This window comes from Microbacterium sp. MPKO10, assembly GCF_026107415.2.
Taxonomy (GTDB): Bacteria; Actinomycetota; Actinomycetes; order Actinomycetales; family Microbacteriaceae; genus Paramicrobacterium.
Window position 1 is genome coordinate 26,005 of the sequence record NZ_JAPCHX010000002.1, and the last position, 20,779, is coordinate 46,783.

General features: G+C 64.4%; 31 protein-coding genes. 30 read left to right on the plus strand and 1 reads right to left on the minus strand.

The window, feature by feature from the left end; genetic code table 11:
* Window positions 1-3: 3 nt before the first annotated feature.
* The 20 genes from rplB (at window position 4) to OK352_RS04840 (ending at window position 11,543) form a co-directional block, all read left to right on the plus strand.
* Window positions 4-843 carry a 50S ribosomal protein L2 gene (gene rplB / locus OK352_RS04745; protein WP_265140308.1) on the plus strand — a complete coding sequence of 280 codons (840 nt, stop codon included), beginning with the start codon at window positions 4-6 and terminating at the stop codon, window positions 841-843.
* Window positions 844-855: 12 nt separating this feature from the next.
* Window positions 856-1,137, plus strand: a complete 282-nt coding sequence (gene rpsS / locus OK352_RS04750) for a 30S ribosomal protein S19 (protein WP_265140309.1) — start codon at window positions 856-858, stop codon at window positions 1,135-1,137.
* Window positions 1,138-1,163: 26 nt separating this feature from the next.
* Window positions 1,164-1,556: a 50S ribosomal protein L22 gene (gene rplV, locus OK352_RS04755; RefSeq protein ID WP_265140310.1), complete on the plus strand. Its 393-nt coding sequence runs from the start codon at window positions 1,164-1,166 to the stop codon at window positions 1,554-1,556.
* On the plus strand, window positions 1,556-2,308 hold the full coding sequence (gene rpsC, locus OK352_RS04760) for a 30S ribosomal protein S3 (protein ID WP_265140311.1): 753 nt from the start codon (window positions 1,556-1,558) through the stop codon (window positions 2,306-2,308). The genes rplV and rpsC overlap by 1 nt, the downstream gene beginning before the upstream one ends.
* A gap of 2 nt (window positions 2,309-2,310) precedes the next feature.
* The gene (gene rplP, locus OK352_RS04765) at window positions 2,311-2,730 is read left to right on the plus strand and encodes a 50S ribosomal protein L16 (RefSeq protein WP_265140312.1); all 420 of its coding nucleotides are present in this window, start codon (window positions 2,311-2,313) and stop codon (window positions 2,728-2,730) included.
* Window positions 2,730-3,050: a 50S ribosomal protein L29 gene (rpmC, locus tag OK352_RS04770; RefSeq protein WP_265140313.1), complete on the plus strand. Its 321-nt coding sequence runs from the start codon at window positions 2,730-2,732 to the stop codon at window positions 3,048-3,050. The genes rplP and rpmC overlap by 1 nt, the downstream gene beginning before the upstream one ends.
* Before the next feature lie 3 nt (window positions 3,051-3,053).
* On the plus strand, window positions 3,054-3,353 hold the full coding sequence (gene rpsQ / locus OK352_RS04775) for a 30S ribosomal protein S17 (RefSeq protein WP_098409058.1): 300 nt from the start codon (window positions 3,054-3,056) through the stop codon (window positions 3,351-3,353).
* Between the two features lie 32 nt (window positions 3,354-3,385).
* Window positions 3,386-3,754 carry a 50S ribosomal protein L14 gene (gene rplN / locus OK352_RS04780; protein WP_265140314.1) on the plus strand — a complete coding sequence of 123 codons (369 nt, stop codon included), beginning with the start codon at window positions 3,386-3,388 and terminating at the stop codon, window positions 3,752-3,754.
* Between the two features lie 2 nt (window positions 3,755-3,756).
* Window positions 3,757-4,122, plus strand: coding sequence for a 50S ribosomal protein L24 (gene rplX / locus OK352_RS04785; protein ID WP_265140315.1), 366 nt, complete (start codon window positions 3,757-3,759; stop codon window positions 4,120-4,122).
* On the plus strand, window positions 4,122-4,712 hold the full coding sequence (rplE, locus tag OK352_RS04790) for a 50S ribosomal protein L5 (protein ID WP_265140316.1): 591 nt from the start codon (window positions 4,122-4,124) through the stop codon (window positions 4,710-4,712). The genes rplX and rplE overlap by 1 nt, the downstream gene beginning before the upstream one ends.
* Before the next feature lie 97 nt (window positions 4,713-4,809).
* Complete coding sequence (rpsH, locus tag OK352_RS04795; protein ID WP_265140317.1) at window positions 4,810-5,208, plus strand: 30S ribosomal protein S8; 399 nt, start codon at window positions 4,810-4,812, stop codon at window positions 5,206-5,208.
* Between the two features lie 6 nt (window positions 5,209-5,214).
* Window positions 5,215-5,751: a 50S ribosomal protein L6 gene (rplF, locus tag OK352_RS04800; protein WP_265140318.1), complete on the plus strand. Its 537-nt coding sequence runs from the start codon at window positions 5,215-5,217 to the stop codon at window positions 5,749-5,751.
* 2 nt (window positions 5,752-5,753) lie between these two features.
* The gene (rplR, locus tag OK352_RS04805) at window positions 5,754-6,113 is read left to right on the plus strand and encodes a 50S ribosomal protein L18 (RefSeq protein WP_265140319.1); all 360 of its coding nucleotides are present in this window, start codon (window positions 5,754-5,756) and stop codon (window positions 6,111-6,113) included.
* Between the two features lie 23 nt (window positions 6,114-6,136).
* Complete coding sequence (gene rpsE / locus OK352_RS04810; RefSeq protein WP_372338077.1) at window positions 6,137-6,835, plus strand: 30S ribosomal protein S5; 699 nt, start codon at window positions 6,137-6,139, stop codon at window positions 6,833-6,835.
* Window positions 6,835-7,020: a 50S ribosomal protein L30 gene (gene rpmD / locus OK352_RS04815; protein WP_265140320.1), complete on the plus strand. Its 186-nt coding sequence runs from the start codon at window positions 6,835-6,837 to the stop codon at window positions 7,018-7,020. The genes rpsE and rpmD overlap by 1 nt, the downstream gene beginning before the upstream one ends.
* On the plus strand, window positions 7,020-7,586 hold the full coding sequence (rplO, locus tag OK352_RS04820) for a 50S ribosomal protein L15 (RefSeq protein WP_265140321.1): 567 nt from the start codon (window positions 7,020-7,022) through the stop codon (window positions 7,584-7,586). Before rpmD ends, rplO begins: the two co-directional genes overlap by 1 nt.
* Window positions 7,587-7,747: 161 nt before the next feature.
* The gene (gene secY, locus OK352_RS04825) at window positions 7,748-9,070 is read left to right on the plus strand and encodes a preprotein translocase subunit SecY (protein WP_265140820.1); all 1,323 of its coding nucleotides are present in this window, start codon (window positions 7,748-7,750) and stop codon (window positions 9,068-9,070) included.
* Window positions 9,067-9,678: an adenylate kinase gene (locus OK352_RS04830; RefSeq protein ID WP_265140322.1), complete on the plus strand. Its 612-nt coding sequence runs from the start codon at window positions 9,067-9,069 to the stop codon at window positions 9,676-9,678. The genes secY and OK352_RS04830 overlap by 4 nt, the downstream gene beginning before the upstream one ends.
* On the plus strand, window positions 9,678-10,526 hold the full coding sequence (map, locus tag OK352_RS04835; RefSeq protein ID WP_265140323.1) for a type I methionyl aminopeptidase: 849 nt from the start codon (window positions 9,678-9,680) through the stop codon (window positions 10,524-10,526). Before OK352_RS04830 ends, map begins: the two co-directional genes overlap by 1 nt.
* Before the next feature lie 126 nt (window positions 10,527-10,652).
* Window positions 10,653-11,543: an aminotransferase class IV gene (locus tag OK352_RS04840; protein WP_265140324.1), complete on the plus strand. Its 891-nt coding sequence runs from the start codon at window positions 10,653-10,655 to the stop codon at window positions 11,541-11,543.
* A gap of 167 nt (window positions 11,544-11,710) precedes the next feature.
* On the opposite strand, the gene OK352_RS04845 is transcribed toward OK352_RS04840, so the two are convergent.
* Window positions 11,711-13,624 (minus strand): BglG family transcription antiterminator, encoded by a 1,914-nt coding sequence (locus OK352_RS04845; RefSeq protein WP_265140325.1) that lies wholly within the window; start codon window positions 13,622-13,624, stop codon window positions 11,711-11,713.
* Window positions 13,625-13,762: 138 nt separating this feature from the next.
* On the opposite strand from OK352_RS04845, the gene OK352_RS04850 reads away from it, so the two are divergent.
* The 10 genes from OK352_RS04850 (at window position 13,763) to rpsK (ending at window position 20,765) form a co-directional block, all read left to right on the plus strand.
* On the plus strand, window positions 13,763-14,074 hold the full coding sequence (locus tag OK352_RS04850) for a PTS sugar transporter subunit IIB (protein ID WP_265140326.1): 312 nt from the start codon (window positions 13,763-13,765) through the stop codon (window positions 14,072-14,074).
* 76 nt (window positions 14,075-14,150) lie between these two features.
* Window positions 14,151-14,417, plus strand: coding sequence for an HPr family phosphocarrier protein (locus tag OK352_RS04855; RefSeq protein ID WP_265140327.1), 267 nt, complete (start codon window positions 14,151-14,153; stop codon window positions 14,415-14,417).
* A gap of 42 nt (window positions 14,418-14,459) precedes the next feature.
* Window positions 14,460-16,127, plus strand: coding sequence for a phosphoenolpyruvate--protein phosphotransferase (gene ptsP, locus OK352_RS04860; RefSeq protein WP_265140328.1), 1,668 nt, complete (start codon window positions 14,460-14,462; stop codon window positions 16,125-16,127).
* 5 nt (window positions 16,128-16,132) lie between these two features.
* Window positions 16,133-17,668, plus strand: coding sequence for a PTS mannitol transporter subunit IIBC (locus tag OK352_RS04865; RefSeq protein ID WP_265140329.1), 1,536 nt, complete (start codon window positions 16,133-16,135; stop codon window positions 17,666-17,668).
* Entirely contained in the window at window positions 17,665-18,105 is a 441-nt protein-coding gene (locus OK352_RS04870; RefSeq protein WP_265140330.1) for a PTS mannitol transporter subunit IIA, read from the plus strand. The genes OK352_RS04865 and OK352_RS04870 overlap by 4 nt, the downstream gene beginning before the upstream one ends.
* A complete protein-coding gene (locus OK352_RS04875; RefSeq protein ID WP_265140331.1) occupies window positions 18,102-19,247 on the plus strand; it encodes a mannitol-1-phosphate 5-dehydrogenase in 1,146 nt (381 codons plus the stop codon). Before OK352_RS04870 ends, OK352_RS04875 begins: the two co-directional genes overlap by 4 nt.
* Window positions 19,248-19,382: 135 nt before the next feature.
* Window positions 19,383-19,604 carry a translation initiation factor IF-1 gene (gene infA, locus OK352_RS04880; RefSeq protein WP_166984504.1) on the plus strand — a complete coding sequence of 74 codons (222 nt, stop codon included), beginning with the start codon at window positions 19,383-19,385 and terminating at the stop codon, window positions 19,602-19,604.
* 82 nt (window positions 19,605-19,686) lie between these two features.
* Window positions 19,687-19,803, plus strand: a complete 117-nt coding sequence (gene rpmJ / locus OK352_RS04885; protein ID WP_098409041.1) for a 50S ribosomal protein L36 — start codon at window positions 19,687-19,689, stop codon at window positions 19,801-19,803.
* A gap of 153 nt (window positions 19,804-19,956) precedes the next feature.
* Window positions 19,957-20,331 (plus strand): 30S ribosomal protein S13, encoded by a 375-nt coding sequence (gene rpsM / locus OK352_RS04890; protein WP_265140332.1) that lies wholly within the window; start codon window positions 19,957-19,959, stop codon window positions 20,329-20,331.
* 35 nt (window positions 20,332-20,366) lie between these two features.
* A complete protein-coding gene (gene rpsK, locus OK352_RS04895) occupies window positions 20,367-20,765 on the plus strand; it encodes a 30S ribosomal protein S11 (RefSeq protein ID WP_166984506.1) in 399 nt (132 codons plus the stop codon).
* Window positions 20,766-20,779: the final 14 nt, after the last annotated feature.

Genomic DNA, 20,779 nt, shown 5'->3' on the forward strand with positions numbered 1-20,779 from the left:
ACAATGGCTATTCGCAAGTACAAGCCCACGACCCCGGGTCGCCGCGGCTCGAGCGTTTCCGACTTCGCCGAGATCACGCGCACGACGCCGGAGAAGTCGCTCCTTCGCCCGCTGTCGAAGACCGGTGGTCGCAACAACCAGGGCCGCATCACCACGCGTCACATCGGTGGCGGTCACAAGCGCCAGTACCGTGTCATCGACTTCCGTCGCCATGACAAGGACGGCGTCAACGCCAAGGTCGCTCACATCGAGTATGACCCGAACCGTACAGCGCACATCGCACTGCTGCACTTCGTCGACGGCACCAAGCGCTACATCCTCGCACCGCAGAGGCTGAAGCAGGGCGACGTCATCGAGTCCGGTGCTGGCGCTGACATCAAGCCAGGCAACAACCTGCCGCTGCGCAACATCCCGACGGGTACCGTCGTGCACGCGATCGAGCTGAAGCCCGGTGGGGGAGCAAAGCTCGCCCGTTCAGCCGGCGCCTCGGTTCGTCTCGTGGCGAAGGACGGCCCCTACGCTCAGCTGCGTCTGCCGTCGGGCGAGATCCGCAACGTCGACGCACGCTGCCGCGCAACGATCGGAGAGGTCGGCAACGCCGAACAGTCGAACATCAGCTGGGGCAAGGCAGGCCGTAACCGGTGGAAGGGCGTTCGCCCGACCGTCCGTGGTGTCGTCATGAACCCGGTCGACCACCCGCACGGTGGTGGCGAGGGCAAGACCTCCGGTGGACGCCACCCGGTCAGCCCGTGGGGCCAGAAGGAAGGCCGCACGCGTCACCCCAACAAAGAGAGCGACAAGCTCATCGTTCGCCGTCGGCCCACCTCGAAGAAGCGCAAGTAGGAGTTGTAGAAGATGCCACGCAGTCTCAAGAAGGGCCCCTTCGTTGACGAACACCTGCTCCGCAAGGTGAATGTCGCGAACGAGGCCAAGAACAAGAACGTCATCAAGACCTGGTCGCGCCGCTCGATGATCGTGCCGGCGATGCTCGGTCACACCATCGCGGTGCACGACGGTCGCAAGCACATCCCGGTGTTCGTCACCGAGAGCATGGTCGGTCACAAGCTCGGCGAGTTTGCTCCGACCCGCACCTTCCGTGGTCACGTGAAGGACGACAAGAAGGGCCGTCGCCGCTAACGCGGGGACGTGAAGGAGGAAGAGAAATGGTGGAGTCGATCGCACGAGTGCGACACATCCGCGTCACCCCCATGAAGGCCCGCCGCGTTGTCAACCTGATCCGCGGCAAGCAGGCGCAGGAGGCACTTGCCATCCTGAAGTTCGCCCCGCAGGGTGCTTCGGAGCCCGTCTACAAGCTGGTCGCCTCGGCCATCGCCAACGCTCGCGTGAAGGCGGACGCCGAGAACAGCTTCCTGGACGAGCAGGACCTGTACATCACCAAGGCATACGTTGACGAGGGTGCAACCCTCAAGCGGTTCCAGCCGCGGGCCCAGGGCCGCGCGTACCGCATCAACAAGCGCACCAGCCACATCACCGTCGAGCTCTCGACGCCTGATGAGATCAGCGCGGCCACGGAAACAGAGAAGGCGAGCAAGTAATGGGCCAGAAAGTCAACCCGTACGGCTTCCGTCTTGGTGTCACCACCGACCACGTGTCGCGCTGGTTCGCTGACAGCACCAAGCCGGGACAGCGTTACAGCGACTACGTCGCCGAGGACGTCAAGATCCGCAAGCTGCTGACCACCTCGCTCGACCGCGCTGGTGTGTCCCGCATCGAGATCGAGCGCACCCGCGACCGCGTCCGTGTGGACATTCACACGGCGCGCCCCGGGATCGTCATCGGTCGGCGTGGTGCCGAGGCGGAGCGCATCCGCGGTGAGCTCGAGAAGCTCACGGGCAAGCAGATTCAGCTCAACATCCTCGAGGTCAAGAACCCCGAGGCCGACGCTCAGCTCGTTGCCCAGGGCATCGCCGAGCAGCTCTCCGCACGTGTGGCATTCCGCCGCGCAATGCGCAAGGGTCTGCAGGGTGCTCAGCGCGCGGGCGCCAAGGGCGTTCGCATCCAGGTCTCCGGGCGCCTCGGCGGCGCCGAGATGAGCCGCTCGGAGTTCTACCGCGAGGGCCGCGTGCCCCTGCACACGCTCCGCGCCAACATCGACTACGGCTTCTACGAGGCACGGACGACATTCGGGCGCATCGGCGTGAAGGTCTGGATCTACAAGGGCGACGTCACGAACAAGGAACTTGCTCGTGAGCAGGCGAACTCGAAGCCGGCTCGTGAGCGCAACGACCGCCCGCGCCGTCAGCCTCGCGAGGCTCAGGCGCCGGTCGCAGAAGGAGCCAGTGCTTAATCATGTTGATCCCCCGCAAAGTTAAGTTCCGCAAGCAGCACCGTCCGGTTCGTACCGGACAGGCGACCGGCGGTACCAAGGTCAGCTTTGGTGAGTTCGGCATTCAGGCGCTCACCCCGGCCTACGTGACCAACCGCCAGATCGAGGCTGCTCGTATCGCGATGACCCGTCACATCAAGCGTGGTGGAAAGGTGTGGATCAACATCTACCCTGACCGCCCGCTCACCAAGAAGCCGGCTGAGACCCGCATGGGTTCCGGTAAGGGCTCGCCCGAGTGGTGGGTCGCAAACGTCAAGCCCGGACGCGTGCTGTTCGAGGTAGCGGGTGTCGATGAGACGCTCGCCCGCGAAGCACTCACCCGTGCAATTCACAAGCTGCCCCTCAAGGCACGCATCATCAAGCGCGAGGAGGGCGACGCGTAATGGCGATCGGTTCCAAGGAGCTCACGCCCGCTGAGCTCGACACATTCGAAGACGAGCGTCTGACTGACGAGCTGCGCAAGGCGAAGGAAGAGCTGTTCAACCTTCGTTTTCAGGCGGCCACCGGCCAGCTTGAGACGCACGGGCGACTGCGCGCTGTCAAGCGCGACATCGCTCGCATCTACACGGTGATCCGCGAGCGTGAGCTCGGCATTCGTGCCACACCGGTACCTGTCGAGGCTCCGGCGAAGGAGACCCGCAAGAGCAAGAAGGCCAAGGCAGCCGAAGAGGCAGCCGCGGCTGACGAGACGAAGGAGGCCTAGAACATGGCTGAGACTGCAAAGGCAGCATCCGAGGCCGCGTCAGGCGCTCCTGTTCGCGGTTACCGCAAGACCCTTCGCGGCTACGTCGTCAGCGACAAGATGGAGAAGACCATCGTCGTCGAGGTCGAAGACCGCGTGAAGCACCCGCTGTACGGCAAGGTCATTCGCCGCAGCTCCAAGGTGAAGGCGCATGACGAGCAGGGGCAGGCCGGCATCGGCGACCTCGTCGTCATCGACGAGACCCGTCCGCTGAGCGCCACGAAGCGCTGGCGCCTCGTCGAGATCGTCGAGAAGGCCAAGTAAGCCTGTCGGCTTGCTGTGAGAAGGAGTAAGGAATGATTCAGCAGGAATCACGGCTCAAGGTTGCCGATAACAGCGGTGCCAAAGAGCTCCTCACGATTCGCGTGCTTGGCGGATCAGGCCGTCACTACGCTGGCCTCGGTGACACCATCGTCGCCACAGTGAAGGATGCCATCCCCGGCGGAAACGTGAAGCGAGGCGATATCGTCAAGGCGGTCATCGTCCGCACGAAGAAGCAGAGCCGTCGTCAGGACGGCTCGTACATCAAGTTCGACGAGAACGCCGCAGTGATCTTGAAGAGCGACGGCGAGCCCCGCGGTACCCGTATCTTCGGGCCGGTCGGTCGCGAGCTTCGCGACAAGCGGTTCATGAAGATCGTCTCGCTGGCACCGGAGGTTATCTAGTCATGGGAGCAAAGATCAAGAAGGGTGACCTGGTGCAGGTCATCAGCGGCCCAACCGAAGAGCGCGGCGGTTACCGTGGCAAGCAGGGTCGTGTCATTGAGGTGCTCATCGAGAAGGAGCGCGTGATCGTCGAGGGCGTCAACTACGTCACGAAGCACGTGCGCCAGGGCCAGACGCAGCGTGGGACCAAGACCGGCGGTCTTGAGACTCACGAGGCTCCGATCCACATCTCGAACGTTGCACTCGTCGACCCCGACACCAAGAAGCCGGTCAAGGTCGGCTTCCGCAACGAAGAAGTCGTCAAGGACGGCGTCGCCAAGACGGTGCGCGTTCGGTACGACAAGAAGTCTGGTAAGGACCTGAAGTAATGACTGACACCGCAGCTGCTGCGCCCGCTGGCAAAATCCAGCCGCGCCTCAAGCAGAAGTACAAGACGGAGATCATCCCGCAGCTCAAAGAGCAGTTCGGGTTCTCGAACGTTCACCAGGTCCCCGGCCTTGTGAAAATCGTCGTGAACACGGGTGTCGGCGACGCCGCGCGCGACAGCAAGGTCATCGACGGCGCGATCGCCGACCTGACCAAGATCACCGGGCAGAAGCCGCAGGTCACGAAGGCACGTAAGTCCATCGCGCAGTTCAAGCTGCGTGAAGGACAGGCGATCGGCGCGCACACCACGCTGCGCGGCGACCGCGCGTGGGAGTTCCTCGACCGGCTTCTGTCACTTGCACTTCCGCGCATCCGCGACTTCCGCGGACTCAACGACCGTCAGTTCGACGGCAACGGCAACTACACATTCGGTCTCACCGAGCAGTCCGTGTTCCACGAGATTGACCAGGACAAGATCGATCGCGTGCGCGGTTTCGACATCACTGTCGTGACCACGGCACGCAACGACGACGAAGGCCGTGCGCTCCTCAAGGCGCTCGGGTTCCCCTTCGCCTCGAAAGACGCCGCGTAGCGGCGCTGCGGGGTCGGCAGCTGCCGACCCCGTTCACACCACAGGTCTGCATTCGTGTAACGGGTGTACGAAACCTGGTGAGCAAAGGAAATAACACATGACAATGACAGATCCGGTCGCAGACATGCTGACCAGACTGCGCAACGCGAACACGGCGCACCACGAGTCCGTGTCGATGCCGCACTCGAAACTGAAGAGCCGCATCGCGGACATCCTCAAGAGCGAAGGCTTCATCACCGGCTGGGACGTCGAAGACGCTCGTGTCGGCAAGACGCTGACGCTGAACCTCAAGTTCGGCCCCGATCGCGAACCGTCGATCGTCGGCATCAAGCGCGTGTCGAAGCCAGGGCTCCGCGTGTATGCCAAGTCGACAGAGCTCCCCAGCGTGCTCGGCGGACTCGGCGTTGCGATCCTGTCCACCTCCTCCGGTCTTCTGACGGACCGCGAGGCCGAGAAGAAGGGCGTCGGCGGGGAAGTCCTCGCCTACGTGTGGTAACGCGCAATGTCACGTATTGGAAAGCTTCCCATTGACATCCCCGCAGGGGTAGATGTCACCATCAACGGTCAGTCCGTCACGGTGAAGGGCCCGAAGGGTGAGCTCAGCCTCACCGTTGCCGAGCCCATCGTGGCTCAGGTCGACGACGGCCAGATCGTTGTCAGCCGCCCGGACGAGGAGCGCGAGTCGCGTTCGCTTCACGGATTGACGCGCACGCTGATCAACAACAACATCATCGGGGTCACGACGGGCTACACCAAGGGCCTCGAGGTCGTCGGAACCGGTTACCGCGTGCTGCAGAAGGGGTCGAACATCGAGTTCGCTCTCGGATTCTCGCACCCCGTTGTCGTCGAGCCGCCGGCGGGCATCACGCTCACCGTCGAGGGCAACAACAAGATCACGGTCTCGGGCATCGACAAGCAGGCCGTCGGTGAGACCGCCGCCAACATTCGCAAGATTCGCAGGCCGGAGCCCTACAAGGGCAAGGGCGTGCGTTACGCAGGCGAGGTCATTCGCCGCAAGGCCGGAAAGGCTGGTAAGTAAGCATGGCTGTCAAGACCAAGTCGTCAGCCCGCAACCGTCGTCACGCGCGCCTTCGCAAGAAGGTCGCGGGGACCGCGTCGCGTCCGCGTCTCGTTGTCACTCGTTCGTCGCGCCACGTGTTCGTTCAGGTCGTCGACGACGCCAAGGGCCACACACTCGTGTCCGCGTCCACGCTCGAAACCGATCTGCGTTCGTCCTCCGGTGACAAGTCGGAGAAGGCGAAGAAGGTCGGCGAGCTTGTCGCCTCGCGCGCCAAGGATGCGGGAATCGAGTCCGTTGTATTTGACCGTGGTGGGAACCGTTACGCAGGACGCGTCGCGGCGATCGCCGAAGGTGCTCGAGAGGGTGGACTGAACCTGTGAGCGAAGCAAAGAAGGAGCAGGACGTGGCTACAGACCAGACTGCTGAAAAGCCTGTGGAGACCGCAGCCGGCTCAGAGCCGCGCACGGACGATCCCCGCAACAACCGTCGCGGCGGTGGCCGTGGCGACCGCAACCAGGGTCGTGACCGTGGCGGACGCGACCGTGGCGGACGCGACGACAAGAACCAGTTCCTTGAGCGCGTTGTCACGATCAACCGTGTGTCGAAGGTCGTCAAGGGTGGTCGTCGCTTCAGCTTCACCGCACTCGTCGTCGTTGGCGACGGAAACGGTGTCGTGGGCGTCGGATACGGTAAGGCTCGTGAGGTCCCCCTCGCGATCTCGAAGGGCGTTGAAGAGGCGAAGAAGAACTTCTTCCGCGTCCCCCGCATCGGCCAGTCGATCCCGCACCCGGTTCAGGGCGAGGAAGCCGCGGGCGTCGTCCTGCTGCGTCCGGCTGCTGCCGGTACCGGTGTTATCGCCGGTGGTCCCGTTCGCGCCGTGCTCGAGTGCGCCGGAATCCACGACGTGCTCAGCAAGTCGCTCGGATCGTCGAACACCATTAACATCGTGCGTGCAACCGTCACCGCGCTCAAGCAGCTCGAAGAGCCTCGCGCCGTTGCCGCTCGCCGCGGCAAGGAGTACGACGAGGTTGCCCCGGCTAAGTTGCTGCAGATCGAGGCGCGGGCCGCAGAGGCAGCCGCAGCCGCGAAGGTAGGTGCGTAATGGCCAGCCAGCTGAAGGTCACGCAGATCAAGTCCAAAATTAGTGAGAAGCAGAACCAGCGCGACACGCTTCGCAGCCTGGGACTCAAGCGCATCGGCGACGTGGTGGTCCGCGAGGACTCGCCGCAGACCCGTGGCTACGTCAACGCTGTTTCCCACCTCGTAAAGGTTGAGGAGATCGACTAATGGCTGACGAGAAGAAGGACGTCACCACAGACACGGCCGCTCCCGCCGAGAAGGCAGCCAAGGCTCCCGCGAAGAAGGCTCCGGCCAAAAAGTCGGCTGCCAAGGCGGAGACCAAGGCTGAGGCCAGCACCCCGGTGCTGAAGGTTCACCACCTGCGCCCCGCACCCGGATCCAAGACCGACCGCACGCGTGTCGGCCGCGGTGAGGCGTCGAAGGGTAAGACGGCAGGTCGTGGTACCAAGGGAACCAAGGCCCGCTATCAGGTGCGCCCCGGATTCGAGGGTGGACAGCTCCCGGCGCACATGCGTACGCCGAAGCTGCGCGGGTTCAAGAACCCCTTCCGCGTCGAGTACCAGGTTGTGAACCTCGAGCGTCTTGCCGAGCTCTACCCCAAGGGTGGCGACGTCACCGTTGATGACCTCGTGTCCAAGGGCGCCGTTCGCAAGAACGAGAAGGTCAAGGTCCTCGGGAACGGCGAGATTTCGGTGAAGCTGAACGTTGAGGTCGACAAGGTCTCGGGCTCGGCGGAGCAGAAGATCGTCGCAGCCGGCGGTTCGGTCAAGTAATTTACGACCGGTCGTGCGATTCGCCAACACCGTGATTCGCGTCTTCGATTGTTCGTTGGGCCCAGTAATCGGCTAGATTCGATTGCTGGGCCCTTCGATTTCGGAAGGCTCTTCGTCGGCATGGCGAGTCGGACAGTCCGGCTCAACCCAGGAGGCCCTTGTTGTTTAGCGCAATTGCGCGGATCTTCCGCACCCCGGACCTGCGCCGGAAGATCGGCTTCACCCTCGGCATCATTGCCCTGTACCGGCTCGGTTCGTTCATCCCGACGCCGTTCGTCGATTTCGCCAACGTACAGAAATGTCTGGCACTGAACCAGGGCACAAGCGGCCTGTACGAGCTCGTCAACCTGTTCTCAGGTGGTGCGCTCCTGCAGCTGTCGATCTTCGCACTCGGCATCATGCCGTACATCACCGCGTCGATCATCACGCAGCTGCTCCGCGTGGTCATTCCGCACTTCGACACCTTGCACAAGGAAGGCCAGGCCGGCCAGAGCAAGCTGACGCAGTACACGCGGTACCTCACAATCTTCCTCGGCATCCTTCAGTCGACGACGCTGATCACTGTGGCGCGAAGTGGCGCACTCTTCGGGACCAACTCCGGCCCCGAATGCAGCTCGCTGCTGACCGATGACACCTGGTATGCGGTTCTTCTGATGGTGCTCACAATGACAGCGGGCACCGGACTCATCATGTGGATGGGCGAGCTCATCACTGAGCGCGGGATCGGCAATGGAATGTCGCTGCTGATCTTCACGTCGATCGCCGCCACATTCCCGAGCTCGCTGTGGGCCATCGCTGAGTCTCACGGATTCGAGATGTTCCTTCTCGTTCTCGCCATCGGCTGCGTCGTTGTCGTCGCCGTCGTATTTGTCGAGCAGTCACAGCGGCGCGTTCCCGTGCAGTACGCAAAGCGCATGGTCGGACGCCGCACCTATGGCGGCAACAGCACATACATTCCGATCAAGGTCAACATGGCCGGTGTGATTCCGATCATCTTCGCCTCATCGCTGCTGTACCTGCCCGCGCTCATCGCGCAGTTCAACCAGCCGGCCGCCGGTGAAGCGCCCCCGGCCTGGGTCACGTGGATCACCACGTATCTGACGAACGGCGACCACCCGCTGTACATGGCTCTGTACTTCCTGCTCATCATCGGGTTCACGTACTTCTACGTGGCGATCACCTTCAACCCGGAGGAAGTCGCTGACAACATGAAGAAGTACGGTGGCTTCATTCCCGGCATCCGCGCCGGGCGCCCGACGGCCGAGTACCTCGATTACGTGCTCACCCGTGTGACGCTGCCTGGATCCCTGTACCTCGGATTGATCGCTCTGATTCCGCTTGTCGCTCTCGCGACGGTTGGCGCCAACCAGAACTTCCCGTTCGGCGGAGCATCAATCCTCATCATCGTCGGTGTTGGTCTTGAGACGGTCAAGCAGATCGACTCGCAGCTCCAGCAGCGTCACTACGAAGGGTTGCTTCGATGACGACGGAAAACTCCCAGGCGAACGTGCGGCTGCTGATCGTCGGCCCTCCCGGAGCGGGAAAGGGCACGCAGGCGAGCGTTATTGCCTCCACCTACGGAATTCCTGCGATCTCGACCGGAGATATCTTCCGTCAGAACATCGCCGACGGCACCGAACTGGGAAAGAAGGTCGACGCGATCGTCTCGAGCGGGGGCTACGTTCCTGATTCGCTGACGAACGAGATCGTCGCCGACCGACTGCAGCAGAGCGACGCCGCACAGGGCTTCCTCCTGGACGGCTACCCCCGCACGGCGGAGCAGGTGGCCGAGCTCGACCGCATTCTCGCGGCATCCGGGCATGCACTGGACGCCGTGGTGCAGCTGACGGCCGACCGCGACGAGGTCGTGAAGCGTCTGCTGATCCGCGCTGAGCAGCAGGGCCGCTCGGACGACACCGAGGACGTCATCCGCCACCGGCAGGATGTCTACACCGAGCAGACGGCTCCGGTGATCGCCGAGTATGAAAAGCGCGGTCTCGTTGTGAGCGTCGACGGCCTCGGCACGATCGACGAGGTCAGCGATCGGGTTCTGAGCGCTCTGGCACAGCGCGGGCTGGCAGCATCCGCCTGATGCGACCGCTGCGCCGCTCGATCTACAAGTCACCTGCCCAGCTGCGGCTGATGCGGGAACCAGGGCTCTTGACGGCGCGCGCTCTCGCCGCCGCGTGCGACGCGGTGAGGCCCGGCGTGACGACGGCGGAGATCGACAGCGTTGCTGAGAGCGTCATCGTGGCTGGTGGTGGCAAGCCGAATTTCAAGATGGAGCGCGGCTACCACCACACGCTGTGCGTTTCAGTCAACGACGAGGTCGTCCACGGGATTCCCGGCGACCGCGTGATCGAGCCGGGCGACATCGTCTCGATCGACTGCGGTGCCGACGTCGGCGGCTGGAACGGTGACTCGGCGGCAACTGTCGTGGTTCCGGACCCCGAGCGCCCAGACGTCGTGGCAGCGCGCGAGAAGCTCTCTGCGGCCACAGAAGGCTCACTGTGGGCTGGCATCGCGCGACTGGCGACAGCAACGCACCTGAACGAGATCGGCGACGCCGTGCAGAGTTTCATCGAGGCGAACCCGGCGGCAGACGGCAGCGCATACGGCATCATCGAGGACTACATCGGCCACGGCATCGGCCGTTCGATGCACGAAGAGCCGCCGGTCTTCAACTACCGCGTGCCCATGCAGGGCCCCGCGGTGAAGAACGGTCTTGTCGTCGCCATCGAGCCGATGGTCGTGGAAGCATCGCCAGACACCGAGGTGCAGAGCGATGACTGGACTGTCGTGACGACCGACGGCGGAGCCGCCGCGCACTGGGAGCACAGCATTGCCGTCCATGCCGGCGGGATCTGGGTGCTCACAGCCGAAGACGGGGGAGCGGCGGGGCTCGCCCCGTTCGGCATCACGCCGGCACCCATCGCCTGACCCGCACTGAGTGCCTGGCCTGCTCGGCTCTCCTGATGGCCCTGGTTGCCTGATCGGTGCCCGTCGGCTGGCCAGCATCTGCCGGTCACCGAACGGCTGCCGCCCGAGGCGCGGTATCGTCGCCTCATGGCCGTCGTCTTCATGATCACCCCGCGCCACCCCGAGACCACGCCGGGAAACGCTGACGCGTCGTCACTCGATGCACTCCTGGTGCCGCACGATCCGGATGCTGCCGCCCTCAGCGTCTTCGACGCCGGAGCCGCGCGAGGCGACGGCGTCTTCGAGACAATCGGGGTGAACGCCGGCCGCGCGCGCAAACCCGAATCGCACATTGCTCGCCTAGCAGCATCCGCTCGCATTATGGATCTACCCGCACCAGACGTTTCGGTCTGGCGCCACGCGATTGACCGCGTCGTATCCCTGCTCGATCCGGAACGCAGCGGTGTGATCCGGCTGGTGATCACACGCGGAACACCGGGGGCGGGACCCACCTGCTGGATCACGGGGGAGGAGGTCTCGCCCGAGGTCCGTGAGCGGGAGAGTGGCGTGCGCGTGGTGCTGCTCGACCGGGGCTGGCCCATCGACATCGCCGACAGGGCACCCTGGATGCTGGCGGGCGCGAAGACCCTCTCGTACGCCCCCAACATGGCCGCACTGCGCGAGGCTCGACGCCGCGGAGCAGATGACGTCGTCTTCACGTCGCTGGAGGGATTCGCGCTGGAAGGGCCGACGTCGTCGCTGATCATCAGGACGGGGATGCTGTTGAGCACGCCGGCCTCTGGCGACGGGAATCTGCCCGGGACGACCCAGCGCGAAATCTTCGACTGGGCACGCCAGAACGGGTTCGAGACGTCGTCGCGCCGGGTGCCCGCAGACGAGGTGCGGAGCGCGAATGCCGCCTGGCTGGTGTCGAGTGTGCGACTCGTGGTGCCGATCACCGCCATCGACGGGCGCGGAATGGATGTCGACGCCGAACTCACAGACCGCATGAACGAGCACCTTCTGGCGCTCGGCTGAACAGCGCCGGGCCGGCCTGCCCGCTACAGAGTCGGACGATACGCGCCGGGGCCGGCCGAATGCTCGGGCCGGCTGCGCGCATCCGAGTGGACAGAACGTTTCCTGGCTTCTGGATACCTCTGGGCTGGGCTGCGGCGTGGCTGGAGAGGGGCAGGGCGCAGCCGATCTCAGCTGTCCATCGTGCGCACGAGCTCGTCGATGAACGTGCTGAACGTTCGGCCGCTGCGGATGATGCTCGCCACGTCGTCGCGCTCAGAGAACACCTCGACGAACTGATCGAACACCTCTTGAAACTGCGCACGGCCCTCGGCGCTGAACGCGATGAGCGCGACCACGTTGACCCGACCGTCGCCCCACGGCATGCTGCGTTCGTTCACGGCGATCGCGATCGAGGTGCGTCTCGCGGTCATCTCCATGGCGTGCGGAACGGCGAGCGTGTCTGTGAACGCCGTCGACGACATGCGCTCGCGTTCGATCGCGCCCTCGATGTACCCGGCGTCGATGACCCCCTGTTGCAGCATCCGCTCGCCGAGCACGCGAATCACCGCCTCTTCCCCTTGGGCGTTGATGTCGCGGACGAACAGCGACTCATCGAGATAGCGCAGCAGCTCATCCCGAATCGAGGCACGCCGTGCCAACCGGCGCGTGCGGCTGAGCGCGGCCCGCACCTTGTCGACGTCGGCCGGGCTCAGGAACGGCTGAATGTGCACGATGTTCTCGGCGGGGACGGGCGGTTCGATCGTCGTGAGGATGAGGTCGGCGTCGAGTCGGCTCCAGGGTACGTCCGTGCGCGTCACGACCCGCGTGACGGTGAGCGCGTCGCCGAGCGCCTGAACGACGCGGTCGGCGAGCATCGCCTGCAGATCGTAATAGTTGGGGCACACGAGCACGCACGTCGCGAGTTCGTCACGACGGGTCTGCTGCTGCAGATGCGCGCCGATGTGCATCGCGATATAGGCGATCTCGTCGTCGTTCACGACAATGCCGCGGGCGTCGTGCAGCCCGCTCGCGAGGAAGACCGCGAGTTCGTAGATCATCGGATACGCGGTCTTGATCGACTTCGTCAGCGGATTGCGCGAATATGACTGATCCTCGGCCCGCTCGAGGAGATTGCTGACGTGCACAGTGAGCCGGGTCAGGAAGTCCACGTCTGTCAGGTCGACGAGGTACTCATCGCTCGCTCGCTCGGCGATCGCCCGCACCGTCGCGAACTCCTCCGGCGTGAAGTACTCCGAGGCGACCGAGGCATCCGCGTCGGGCCGCGGCGCGACGGCGCGCGTCGACAGCAGATAAGCGATGTATCCCACGTCGGCCTCGCCCAGTGGTTCGGCGAAGTGGGTGCGCGAGAGCCGGCGCACGACGTCGCGCAATTCAGCATCCGCGCCCGTCTCCCGACCCGCGGCCTCAACCGGCTGGCTGCGCCCCGCACGATCGGCGGCGATCGCGATGTGCAGCAGAACGTTGTCCATTCCGTAGTCGTTGATGTAGTAGCCGCTGCTCTGCAGAGCGTCGATCAGGTCGGTCTTGAAGCTTCCGAGGCTCTCCGACTCGAAAGCGCGCTGGATCGCATCGAGCTCGGCCATGCCGTGCGTTGTCTCGTCACGGAACAGCCGCGACAGCAGACGGCGCCTGGCGAGTTCTGAGCCCTGCAGGACGACCCGGCTGCCCGTGCGCTTGAGCTCCAGCTGCGTATCGGCGAGCAGGGCGCGCACCCGCGAGAGGTCCGTCTCGAGCGTCGAATCGCTGATGAAAAGCGCACTCGCCGTCTCAAAGACATCGAAGCCGTTCTCGTCGTCGACGAGCAGCCGCACAAGCCGGTGCAGTCTCTCCCGCGGCGTCCCCTCATCGCTCACCGTCTCGGCCGCAGACACATAGGCGGCATAGGCCTCGCGGTCCAGCCGGTACCCGTCCGGTCCCGACTCGATCACCGGAAGCGGGTCGGCCTTCGCCTTCACCGCCGCAATATACGTCCGGATGCTGCGGGACGTGACCCCGAGCGCATCAGCGAGCTCCCCCGCCGTCTGCCAGCCTGTCGACCGCATAAGCTGCGTCAGCAGCTGCGTGTGTCGGTCGTTGCTCACGGTGCTCCTTTGACGGTCGTGTTAAGAGTCAATCAGTCTTCACCGGGCGCCGGAAAGAATATGCCTCTTGAGACGTTTCCGCCCGGGCGGAAGACCCTCTGCTGGCTGCGGCCGGAACGAGTCGGCACACTCGATGATATGCGGATCATCGTTGTATGCGGAGCGGGAGCGTCGTCGACGTTCGTGGCGCTGCGCGTGCGTCGCGCGGCAGCATCCCGAGGTCAAGAGATCTCGGCGCGCGCCGTCCCCATCGAAGCCGTTGACGCGGCGCTCGCCGAGGCCGATGTGCTGCTTCTCGGTGCGCACCTCGCGACCGGTGCCGACGAGTTGGAGTGCCGGGCCGACGAAGCGGGCGTCGCCTTCGCCGTCATGCCCGAAGAGGTATTCATCGCCCCGACGGGTGATGCGGCGCTCGATCTTGCCCTCGCGGCTGTGGGGGAACAGACATGATGACGAAATCGTTGTATGTCAGCACACACTCAGACTATGGTGACAAACACAGCCCTCAGACGTCCAGGAGGACCACATGGTGGAACGAAACATCAGAATCGGATCGTCGCATGGGCTGCACGCTCGTCCGGCCAAGCTCTTCACGCAGGCCGCGGCATCAAGCGGTGCGACCGTCAACATCCGCAAGGGAGACAAGACGGTCAATGCCGCGAGCATTCTCGGCGTCATCTCACTGGGAGTCGACCACGGCGACGAGGTCACACTCACCGTCGAGGGCGATGACGCCGAACGCATTATGGGCGAGCTCGAAGAGCTGCTCGTCACTGATCAAGACGAGGCCTGACCGCACAATGCGTGCGGCCTCGCGAGAACGAGGAGGTCGCTGATGGAGTTCACCGGAACGGGGATCGGTCGAGGAGTTGCCGTCGGGCAGACGGTGCGTATGCCTGACCCTCTGCCAGAGCCCGCCGACACACCGAGCAAACGGGGTGCCGACGACGAGCTCTCACGCGCCACCGCATCGATGGGCGCCGTCGCACGCGACCTTGAGAAGCGCGCCGAGATCGCCGGGGGTACCGCTGCCGACGTCCTCGAAGCACAGGCCATGATGGCCGAGGATCCGTCGCTCGTCGACCTCATCTCGCAGGCCACGGCAGCCGGTAAGACGGCGGAGCGCGCGGTCTTCGAGTCGTTCGCCTCGTTCCGCGACCAGCTGACCGCCATGGGCGGGTACCTGGGGGAGCGCGCAGCCGATCTCGACGACGTTTCGCAGCGGGTGATCGCCGATCTCAGTGGCGTGCCGGCGCCCGGCGTCCCGCAGCCGGAGGAACCCTTCGTCCTCGTCGCCCGCGACCTCGCCCCGGCCGACACCGCCCTTCTCGACCTCGACAAGGTGCTCGCTCTCGTGACCAGCGATGGCGGGCCCACGTCGCACACGGCGATCCTCGCCCGCGAGAAGGCGATCGTCGCGATTGTGGGAACAGCAGACGCCCTCACGATCGAGAACGGCACCTCCGTGATCGTGGATGCTGCAGCAGGCACGGTCATGACCGAGCCCTCGGCCGCGGCTGTGGCCGACGCCGAGGCGCGCATCGCGGAGCGTCGCGAAGCAGCATCCGCCCCGCTGACGCCGGGAGCACTCGCCGATGGAACCGCAGTTCCGCTGCTGGCCAACCTGGGGTCGGGGGATGCCGCGGCATCCGCTGTTGAGCTTGGCGCCGAGGGCGTTGGACTGTTCCGCACCGAGTTTCTCTTTCTCGACGCGGGCCAGACGGCGCCGAGCGTCGACGAACAGACCGCGCATTACGTGCGCGTGCTCGAGGCGTTCCCCGGCAAGAAGGTGACAGTGCGCGTCCTGGACGCGGGCGCCGATAAGCCGCTTCCGTTCCTGAACGATGCCGATGAAGAGAACCCGGCCCTGGGTCTGCGCGGCTTGCGTGCTCTGCGCGCAAACGAGCAGATCCTGCGCGACCAGCTGACGGCGCTCGCCGCGGCCGATGCGCAGACGGACGCCGACCTGTGGGTGATGGCCCCGATGGTCTCAACCGTGGAAGAGACCGAGTACTTCGTCGGTCTGGCGCACGAGTTCGGACTCCGCACGGCGGGGATCATGGTGGAGGTGCCGTCGATCGCGCTGCTCGCGGATCGCGCGCTCGCACACGCCGATTTCGCGTCGATCGGCACGAACGATCTGACGCAGTACACGCTCGCCGCTGACCGGCTCCTCGGAACGGTCGCGGGATTCCAAGACCCGTGGCACCCCGCCGTCCTCCGGCTGATCAGCGAGATCGGTCAGGCCGGTGCAGACACAGGCACACCCGTCGGGATCTGCGGCGAAGCCGCCGCAGATCCGCTCCTCGCCGTCGTGCTCGTTGGGCTCGGCGCGACAACCCTCTCGATGTCGCCGGCGGCGCTCGCCGACGTGCGACTCTCGCTCGTGCGGTTTGACCGCGACGCCGCGCAGCGACTGGCGCGCATCGCGCTCGACGCGCACGATGCGGCCTCGGCCAGAAGCGCCGTCACTGACGCGGCAGCTTCTCTACAGAAAGAGTGATCACAATGACCGACACGACAGCAACAGCAAAGAAGGGAGGCGTGCGCGTCCGCGTCCAGCGGTTCGGCACGTTCCTCTCCGGAATGGTGATGCCCAACATCGGCGCATTCATCGCGTGGGGGCTCATCACCGCATTCTTCATCGAGACCGGGTGGACGCCCGTTCCGCAGCTCGGCGGGTTCGGCGAAGACGCCGACGGCAACGCCTACGTCGGCCTGGTCGGACCGATGATCACCTACATGCTGCCTCTTCTGTTGGCGTACACGGGCGGCAAGATGGTGTATGACGTGCGCGGTGGCGTCGTCGGTGTGATCGCCACCATGGGCGTCATCGTCGGAAGCGATGTTCCGATGTTCATCGGTGCCATGATCATGGGGCCGCTCGGCGCCTGGATCATGAAGCAGGTGGACTCCATCTGGGACGGCAAGATCAAGGCCGGCTTCGAGATGCTCGTGAACAACTTCTCGGCCGGCATCCTCGGCGGTCTGCTCGCCCTCGGCGGCTTCTTCGGCATCGCGCCTCTTGTCACTGGGCTCAGCAGCGCCCTCGAGGCAGGCGTCGGCTGGCTCGTCAACCTGCACCTGCTGCCGCTCGCCAGCATCCTTGTCGAGCCCGGCAAGGTTCTGTTCCTGAACAACGCCATCAACCACGGTGTGTTCACCCCGCTCGGTGTCGAGCAGGTGACGGAGCAGGGCAAATCGATCCTCTTCCTCATCGAGGCGAACCCCGGCCCCGGCGTCGGCATTCTGCTCGCGTTCATGTTCTTCGGCGTCGGCATGTCGAAGGCCAGTGCACCGGGCGCCGCGATCATCCAGTTCTTCGGCGGCATCCACGAGATCTACTTCCCGTACGTGCTCATGAAGCCGATGATCATCATCGCGGCGATCGCCGGTGGTATGACGGGCGTCGCCATCAACGCGGCGTTCCAGACGGGGCTGCGCGCCCCAGCATCCCCGGGCAGCATCATCGCCGTGCTCATTCAAACAGCACCAGACAGCTATGTCGGCGTGATCCTCTCGGTCATCGGTGCGGCCGCCGTGTCATTCGTCATCTCCGCGATCATCCTGCGCGCCTCACGCAAACGCGACCTCGAGAACGAGAACGCGGGTGACCTCAGCGACGCGATCGCAAAGACCGAGGCGAACAAGGGCAAGAAGTCCAGCGTGCTCGGCACGATGGGAACAGAGACGGATGCTGCCGAGCAGACCGAGGGCGCAACGACGACGGTCACCGGGCCGATCAGCAACATTGTGTTCGCCTGCGACGCCGGTATGGGATCGAGTGCCATGGGAGCATCCGTTCTGCGCAACAAGCTCAAGAAGGCCGGAATCACGGATGTGAAAGTCACGAACCAGGCGATCGCGAACCTCACGGGAGACGCTGACCTGATCGTGACGCAGCATGAGCTCACCGAGCGAGCACAGCAGAAGTCGCCGAACTCCATCCATGTGTCCGTTGACAACTTCATGAACAGCCCGAAGTACGACGAGGTCGTGCAGCGGGTGACCGAGAGCAACGAGACAGAGGGGGAGAACGAATGAGCGCCGAGATTCTCACAGTGGGCAACATTGTGGCGTCAGGCAACGCGACGACCAGGGACGAGGCGATCGCCGAAGCGGGCCGTGTGCTCGTGAACGCCGGTGCCGTCACGGAAGCGTACGTCACAGCGATGCGCGATCGCGAAGAGACCGTGTCGACGTACATGGGCAACTACCTGGCGATTCCGCACGGCACGAACGAGGCGAAAGACGAGATCAAGTCGTCCGCGTTGTCGTTCATTCGTTACGCGACCCCCATCGATTGGGGCGGTGACGAGGTGCGTTTCGTCGTCGGCATTGCCGGCGTCGAGAACGAGCACCTCGAGATCCTCTCGAAGATCGCGATCGTGTTCTCTGAAGAGGAGTCCGTGCAGCAACTGATCGACGCAGCGGATGCTGAGGCGCTCTACGGCGTGCTCGAGGAGGTCAACGACCAATGAAAGCTGTTCACTTCGGAGCGGGAAACATCGGCCGCGGGTTCATCGGCCTGCTGCTGCACGACGCCGGATACGATGTTGTCTTCTCCGACGTGAACCCGGAACTCATCCAGGCCCTTCAGGCTGCCGACAGCTACACCGTGCATGAGGTCGGTGAGGGCGCCGAAGATCACGTCGTGACCGCCTTCACCGCCGTGAACTCGGCGGAGGACGAAGAACGGCTTATCTCCGAGCTCGCCGATGCCGACATCATCACCACGGCAGTGGGTCCGAACGTTCTGCGGTTCATCGCCCCGGCGATCGCGAAGGGACTCGCAGCGCGCGCCGCCGAGAGCTCCCCTGTCGCGGTTCTGGCGTGCGAGAACGCGATCGGTGCGACAGACACGCTGCGCGGGCACATCGAAGAGAACGCGGGGGCCGACTGGGAGCTTCTCGCCCCGCGCGCCGTCTTCGCCAACACCGCCGTCGACCGCATCGTCCCGGCGCAGGCCCCGGACGCAGGCATCGATGTCACCGTCGAGGCGTTTCACGAATGGGTCATCGAACGCGGCCCATTCGGCGGCGCCGAGCCAGTGCTGCCCGGAGCACACTTCGTCGACCGTCTCGCCCCGTACATCGAGCGCAAGCTGTTCACCGTGAACACCGGGCATGCAACGACCGCATACGTTGGCTTCCTCGCCGGGCACGAGAAGATTGCGGATGCCGCGGCCGACCCGCTCGTGCACGAGAAGGTGAGTCGCGTGCTTGAAGAGACGTCGGCGTACCTCGTTGATGTACACGACCTCGACCCCGCGGAGCAGACGGCCTATCGCGAGACGATCCTGTCGCGCTTCACGAACGACCATCTTCCCGATACCGTGCAGCGCGTCGGCCGGCAGCCGCTGCGCAAGCTCAGCCGGCATGAGCGCTTCATCGGCCCGGCGGCATCAATCGCCGAGCATGGCGGATCCTGCGATGCGCTGATCGACGCGATCGGGGCCGCATTGCAGTTCCACGTCGCCGATGACGAGCAGAGTCAAGAGATGGAAGAGCTTCTTGAGACACTCGAGCCCGAGGAGTTCACCGAGCAGGTGACGGGCCTCGACCGGCAGCATCCGCTTTTCGATCGTGTCTGCCGAGAAGTTCACGCCGTGACGCGCCGATAGCAGAATCTCGACTGGCGAAGCAGAGCTTTATCGCATAAGATAATTCGTTGGTGCATTGTGCACGCCACTGGCGATGCCGTCCGCACCGAAATCCAACGCACGACCAGTGCGACGAACCTGAGCGACAGTGAGGCTATGGCCAAAAAAGACGGTGTCATCGAGATCGAAGGAGCCGTGATCGAAGCGCTGCCCAACGCGATGTTCCGCGTTGAGCTGAGTAATGGTCACAAAGTTCTTGCCCACATTTCGGGCAAGATGCGCCAGCACTACATCCGCATCCTCCCGGAGGACCGCGTGATCGTGGAACTGACCCCCTACGACCTGACCCGCGGCCGGATCGTCTACCGCTACAAGTAAGTCGCGCTGTAAGTAACGGTTGAGCCTCCACGCGCTTCGCGGCGCGCGGCTCTTCACGAGGACAGCGAATCGAAGGAAAAACATGAAGGTCCATCCCAGCGTCAAGAAGGTCTGCGATCACTGCAAGGTGATCCGCCGCCACGGGCGCGTCATGGTCATCTGCAAGAGCAACCCGCGCCACAAGCAGCGTCAGGGCTAGCAGTCGCGGCCACGGCCGCACCACGACAACAGAACAGAACAGGCAGTTCCAGAACCCGGCCGAGCGGCTTTCGCTCACCGGGGGACACCCAGGGTCGGAGGCTCTGGCACCGGATCTGCTCCATACCTCCACTTACTCCTAGGAGAAGCCACCATGGCACGTCTCGCCGGCGTAGACATTCCCCGCGAAAAGCGCGTGGAAGTCGCACTGACGTACATCTATGGTGTCGGCCGCACCCGGGCGCTCAAAGCCCTCGCCGACACCGACATTGACGGAAACATTCGCGTCAAGGACCTCACCGACGACCAGCTGGTCGCCCTTCGCGATTACATCGAGGGCAACTTCCAGGTCGAGGGTGACCTTCGCCGTGAGGTAGCCGCTGACATCCGCCGCAAGGTCGAGATCGGCTCGTACCAGGGCATCCGCCACCGCCGCGGTCTTCCGGTTCACGGCCAGCGCACCAAGACCAACGCGCGCACCCGCAAGGGCCCGAAGCGCACTGTCGCCGGCAAGAAGAAGGCTCGCTAGGTCGAGACTCGCCTCAAGGATTCAGGAGAATATCAATGGCAGCACCCAAGTCGGCCGTCCGCAAGCCGCGTAAGAAAGAAAAGAAAAACGTCGTCCAGGGCCAGGCCCACATCAAGTCGACGTTCAACAACACAATCGTTTCGGTCACCGACGCCTCTGGCGCCGTCATCAGCTGGGCTTCGTCCGGTGGAGTCGGCTTCAAGGGATCGCGTAAGTCGACACCGTTCGCCGCTCAGATGGCCGCAGAGGCCGCCGCGCGTCAGGCGCAGGAGCACGGCATGAAGAAGGTCGACGTCTTCGTCAAGGGCCCGGGTTCCGGTCGCGAGACAGCGATCCGTTCGCTGCAGGCCGCCGGCCTCGAGGTCGGATCGATCAACGACGTCACCCCGCAGGCGCACAACGGATGCCGCCCGCCGAAGCGTCGTCGCGTCTAAGCACTTCTCACCCG